A 5,604-nucleotide genomic window follows, 5' to 3' on the forward strand; every position below is an offset into this window, starting at 1 on the left:
AGCCGCTCGCTCAGGCTCGTATCGACCTCGAAAGTCTCTAAATTTCGATGGTTGATACCGACAATACCCGCACCTGCGAAGATCGCCTTTTTAAGATCGTCCTTATCGTGGATCTCGCACAGCGCCTGAAGTCCCAGCCTGCGGGCAAACTCGAGCAGCTCTCTTAGCTGTTTGCCTTCCAGAGCTTTGGCGATCAGCAGGATAAAATCCGCGCCGTAAACCAGCGCCTCGAGAATCTGATAGCGATCGACGATGAAATCCTTGCGCAAAATGGGCGTGCGAGTGTAGCGGCGGATCTGCGGGATAAACTCCAAATCGCCTCTGAAATAATGTGGCTCAGTAAGCACCGAAAAGGCGCTCGCACCTGCATTTTCGTACTCCACGGCAAGGCTTAGCGGCTCAAAATCCTCGCGGATAATCCCCTTGCTCGGACTTGCCTTTTTGATCTCGGCGATGATGCGAAGCGGGTCCTTCTCATCGCTTCTAAGCGCGCTTATGACGTCGCGCGGCTCGTAGGGATTAGCGCTTAGCGAGCGGCCGAGCAGATCCTCGGGCAGCCTTTCTTTACGAAGCGCCAGATCCTCGCGAGTGCGCTTTAAAATTTCGTCTAAAATCATCGCTACTGCTTTGGTGTCTGGATTTTAGAGCTGGTGGGCTCTTTCGACGTAGAATTTTGCTCTGGCATAAAATCCTGCCTCGATACGGAATTTTGTCTTGACGAGGCAGAATTCTGCGCGGCGGAATTTATAGGCGTCGCAAAATTTTCAGAAGCCGCGGAATTTGGTGTCTGGTTTTGAATCGCGGAATTTGCAGACCCAGCAGAATTTTGCGAAGCGGAGTCTTTTGGCGCCAAATTCTGCGTTGTGGTGGGACTTGGACGCGCGGAATCTAACACAGAGCTTTCGGGCGCCGTAGATTTTATGGAATTAGGCGAAGGAGTTTTTATTGCCGGGCTTTGCGGCGCCTGATCTTTCGGCGCGGAGCCTTTTATCGTAGCGGGGTTTTGCGATATAGAATTCTGCGGCGCTACGCCTGTGCCAGCGGCGCACGCATCGATCGCCTCCAAATGCTCTTTGCCTTCGGGGGAATTAAAAAATTCTGCGTCTTTGATCTTAGCCATTTCATTTTTAGCCTTGTCGCACTCGCCAAGCTTGTAGTATCCCCAAGCAAGCGAGTCCAGATAATACGGCGAGTCGGGGTCTTTTTGCAGGGCGCGGCGGACGAGCTCGATGCCCTTGCGAACGTCCAAATCGTGATCTATTAAGATGTAGCCGTAGTAGTTTAGGTGCACGGGGTCTTTAAGTTGCGGCGCGATATTTTCAAATTTTGCCACTACACTAGATAGGGTCTTGGCGTCCACGCTTTTGCCCGCACTTTCATATTCGTAGATCGCCTCGATCGCCAAAAAGTCGTAATTTTTGGTCTTCATAAACTCATCGCGTGCCATTTTAATCGCGGTTTTATAGTCTTTCTTATGCGCGTAGGCATCGATTAGAAGCTCGCGCTTGTAGTCGTATTTCTTCAAAAGCTCGATTATTTTATCAAAGTCGTTTGAGTAGTAATAAATCGCTATCATATCGTCTAAGAATTTATTATCCCCCTTGGCTTCATACAGCGCTTCATCGATCTTAGCGACATCCAAATAGCGTTTATTCGCGCGATACACATCAGCTAGCAGCTCGCACGCCATACCCTGGGCGCAGCCGTAGATGCGCCTGTGCGTCTCTATAATGCGGATCGCTCCGTCCGAATCATCGAGTTTATTTAGCAGCACGTCGCATAATCTGATGAGATTTTCGTCGGTTTTGTCTAGCTCATAGGCTTTTTCAAAGTAGGTTTTGGCTAAAGTAAAATTCTCCATCGCATAATATGTCGCCGCTAAGATTGCGTAACTACGCGAAACGGGATCTACGGTGACTAGCTTAAGAGCAGCAGTATTGGCATTTAGATTATCTTTAATGCCTAAGTAGTAGCCAATTTTTACTCGCAGATACTCGGAGTCTGAGTTTAGGCTTTTTTCGCCGAGCTTTAAATAGCGCGCCGTATTTTTACGATCTTTGATCGCAAAAGCAGTCTTTAGCGCTTCTAGCAGATAAACGGACGAGCCTGTTTTATTGTATGCCTTTTCGTATAAAAACATCGATGCGACGGGATCTTTATGCAGTAGCTCCAAAGCTGTAAGCAAATCGAAATTTAACTCGGCGTCTTCTTGCGCTCGCATCGCGTGGTTTAGCTTTTCTTTGGTTATACTTTTAGCGCTTACGCCGCGATTTATCAAGCTCTTTTTAATTGCATCTTTTGTACCGTTTTTTGTGCCAATGCTGGAATTCCGATCAGACGCCTTTTTATCCGTAACGGACTGCTTCGCTACTGCAGCATTCGTCCTACCCTCCGCACTTAGATACTGTGGCGCTAAAATCATCGCCGCGATTAAAATTCCACTTAAAACCTTACCCCGATACATTCTTCCTCCAATTCTTTAGTATGCGTTTTAAAATATTCCCAAAACGGAAAGCTTCGGCACTGCTTCGGACGCAACTCATAAATCCCGCAGTTGCGCTGTGTCTCGTCAAAAAATACGCACGCCAGGCCGCCCTCAAAGGGCTTTTCTTTTACACTAAATTTAGCGCCTATTTTTTGTAAATAAATTTCTTTAAGCCTTGCAGGCGAAATTTCAAATTTTACCGCCAGCGCCGCGATCTCACTCTCATCTATCCAGATGTAGCCGCTCTCTCCCGTGCAGCACTTACCGCCGCAGCGCTCGCACGCGCTTGCATCGAAGCTAAAGCCAAACTCACTCATAATCCACGCTCGTCAGATCCGCGCTTTTGTAGATCGCGTGGGCTTGTGCGGTGCGCTTTCCGTGCGCACTAGCATAGATCGGAATGGTGATCTCACAGGGCGAGCGCGAGTTCTTACGAGCCTGCAAAAGCGCGAGCTTAGCGGGCTTTGAAATGTCGGGATAGACAAAACCAAGCCTCGTCAAATTTAGCCTAAACTCGCCCAAAAGCTCGCAAATTTTAGCTAGCTTGCCCGCCTCGTAGCAAAAAATAAGCGTACCGCCAGGCTTAAGATGAGCATTCGCAGATCGCACAAAATCCCGTAGGCTAAGGCTGACTGCGCTCTTACTAAACGCCATGTGAAGCTCTTTGCTAAGCGAAATGTGCTCGCGATAAAATGGCGGATTTGAGACGATAAAATCGAAGCGTTTCTCGCTTTTAAACTCCGCGAAATCCGCGTGCAAAATCTCGGCAGGCAGATCGTTTTGCAAAGAATTTAGCCTTAAGATTTCTAAATTTCGCTCTTGAATTTCTAGCAAACTTAGATTGATGCTCTCAAAATCGCGTTTTAGCAAAAATCCCAAAATTCCACATCCTGCGCCCACATCCAGCACGTCGCCGTATATCGCTCGCGGATTTAGAGCGCTTTTTAAACTACGCTCATCGCAAACTGCAAACCAGTCGTCGCGCAAGCACTCCGCAGTAAAATCCTTGCGCGCTTTGGCGTCTTTAAATTTGCTCGCGAAATCTTTATCGTGCGTCTTTTGAGATTCTAAAGACTGCGCGATTTGCTCGTCACAAAATTTAAAATTTTTACCGCTTGCGATATCAGGCTTTAAAGCATGCCGGGCTTCGTCGCTTTGGAAATCGGAATTTTTGCAGCGCTCGCTTTGAAATTTCTCCTGAAATTCCGCTTGAAATTCCTTTTTAAATTCCGCCTTAAGTTCAGCGCAGCCCTTACTTCCAAAATCGCGATCATTCCCCACGCTATGGTTAGCGGCATACGACTCTTCTTTGCTAAAAGCGCAATCCTCGGCGCAAAATTCCGCCTCACCGCCTGCGAAATCCGAAGCGCAAAACTGCGCATTAAAGCTCCTATCTGTCGCGTCTTTAAATTCCGCGCCACAGCCCAGCGCTAAAGAGCCATTTTGCGATGCTGCGTCAGCTTGACGTACGCCTGAGCTTCTTATAAAATTCCACAAAAAAATCGTATCGCTCGTGTAGCGATAACCCTTTTTTGGCTGATAAAGCCTCATCTACGGATATTTTTGATGATGGTATGAGCGTGATTTATCGCCACCACGATCGATCCGCCGCTTCTGCTGATGAGATCTCCACCCACGTAAAGCCCACTAGTGGCGGTTTGGAGATTTTCATCCACGATCGGCACGCCGTTTTCATCGTAAGCGATGCCGCATTTTTTAAGAAAATCGATCGGGCTCGTGCCGCCGATCGCGTATATCACACGGTCAAATACTAGCTCGGTGCCATCATCAAATTTTACCAGCACCTTGCCGTTTTCATTCTCAAGAGCCTCTATATCGATGCCTAAACGCAAGATGATGTTGCCGTATTTGGTCTCGCGCATTACGTCGCTTTCGTTCGTCTCGTTTAGGCGGGTAAATTTAGCCTTGCGATAGCAAAGCGTCACGACATTGGTTTTACATAGCGCTATAGCGTACTCCGCAGCTGAGTTACCACCTCCGACGACTAGAATTTTTTCATTAATCGTGCATTTATCAAGATTGAAATTTACTCGTTGCGTGATCGAAGGCGGAATTTTATAAACAGGCTTATTGGGCTTGCCCATCCTGCCAATTGCGACGATGACGTTGCGCGCGCGGTATCCAGCCGAGCTAGTCGTGATATAAAACTCATCTGCGTGCTTTTCGATCTTTTCGACCTCGCTTTTGAAATTCGTATCGATTTCGTCGCTATCTAAGAGCTCGTCGAAATAATTTAGCACGCTCTCTTTCGTGCCGGTTTCAAACGAAATAGAGCCGCGCGTCTCGCTGTCAAAGCCCTTATATTCTTTATCGACGCGCTTTTTATCTTTGTAAAACTGCCTAATCGTTTGAGAGTGGTTGTCGCCTTTTTCGAGCAGAAGTACATGCGCAAGCCCGTTTCTTTTGGCTTCTACTACGGAAGCGATGCCGCAAGGACCGCCGCCGATCACCGCCAAGTCGTAAACGTCTATCATAAATTTCCTTTAATCTTTTAAATTTCATACAAAATTATAGTAAAAATTCCATTAAAATCAGTGGAATTTCCTAGCAATTTCGCAGCTTTAATTTAAAATTTTAACGCTTTAAGATGCTTGCTTAGCTAAATTTGAAAAGACATAATTTTCTCCGTTTAAATTTTAAATTTCACGGCGCCAATCCGTTTATAAAAGCTCATGCGGCAAAAGCAGCGAATTTAAAATTTTACTTCGCCAATATGGAATTTTGCGAGCTAAGATAAAACGGTAAGGGCGGCAAATTTTAAAATTTCACCGCCCAGGCAGGGGTTTTTAGTAGAATCTTTAAGGCTAGTTAAAATTTAGTGTATACTTTATGCTAAAGTTAAATTCCATATCTTTCTCGACCTTTGGAAAGCTGCCTTTTGTGCGCTCGACCGCGCTTAACGCGCCCTCATCAAGCGAATCGACATTCGAGGAAGACGTAACGCGAAGACCTTTAACATCACCGCTTGCCGTATAGGTAAAGTGCACGCCTACGACGCCGATTTTACGCATACGTTGCGCATTTTTAGGATAGTGTGACTGCGCGTAGCGAGAAATGATGGCGAAAATTTTCTTGCCGACATCGCTATTGCTAGGATC

General features: G+C 46.8%; 6 protein-coding genes. All 6 read right to left on the bottom strand.

Annotated features, from left to right (window positions below; translation table 11 throughout):
- Positions 1 to 617, bottom strand: a 617-nt coding sequence (locus tag Q0369_RS00350) for an indole-3-glycerol phosphate synthase TrpC (protein ID WP_298094443.1), incomplete at its 3' end; no start/stop codon positions are given.
- 2 nt (positions 618 to 619) lie between these two features.
- Complete coding sequence (locus Q0369_RS00355) at positions 620 to 2,464, bottom strand: hypothetical protein (RefSeq protein ID WP_298094445.1); 1,845 nt, start codon at positions 2,462 to 2,464, stop codon at positions 620 to 622.
- Positions 2,443 to 2,802: a YkgJ family cysteine cluster protein gene (locus Q0369_RS00360; RefSeq protein WP_297903723.1), complete on the bottom strand. Its 360-nt coding sequence runs from the start codon at positions 2,800 to 2,802 to the stop codon at positions 2,443 to 2,445. Before Q0369_RS00360 ends, Q0369_RS00355 begins: the two co-directional genes overlap by 22 nt.
- Complete coding sequence (locus tag Q0369_RS00365) at positions 2,795 to 4,036, bottom strand: methyltransferase (protein ID WP_298094448.1); 1,242 nt, start codon at positions 4,034 to 4,036, stop codon at positions 2,795 to 2,797. The genes Q0369_RS00360 and Q0369_RS00365 overlap by 8 nt, the downstream gene beginning before the upstream one ends.
- On the bottom strand, positions 4,033 to 4,980 hold the full coding sequence (locus Q0369_RS00370; RefSeq protein WP_298094451.1) for an NAD(P)-binding domain-containing protein: 948 nt from the start codon (positions 4,978 to 4,980) through the stop codon (positions 4,033 to 4,035). The genes Q0369_RS00365 and Q0369_RS00370 overlap by 4 nt, the downstream gene beginning before the upstream one ends.
- Positions 4,981 to 5,310: 330 nt before the next feature.
- Positions 5,311 to 5,604, bottom strand: a 294-nt coding sequence (locus tag Q0369_RS00375) for an energy transducer TonB (protein ID WP_298094453.1), incomplete at its 5' end; no start/stop codon positions are given.

Source organism: uncultured Campylobacter sp. (assembly GCF_938030685.1).
GTDB lineage: Bacteria > Campylobacterota > Campylobacteria > Campylobacterales > Campylobacteraceae > Campylobacter_B.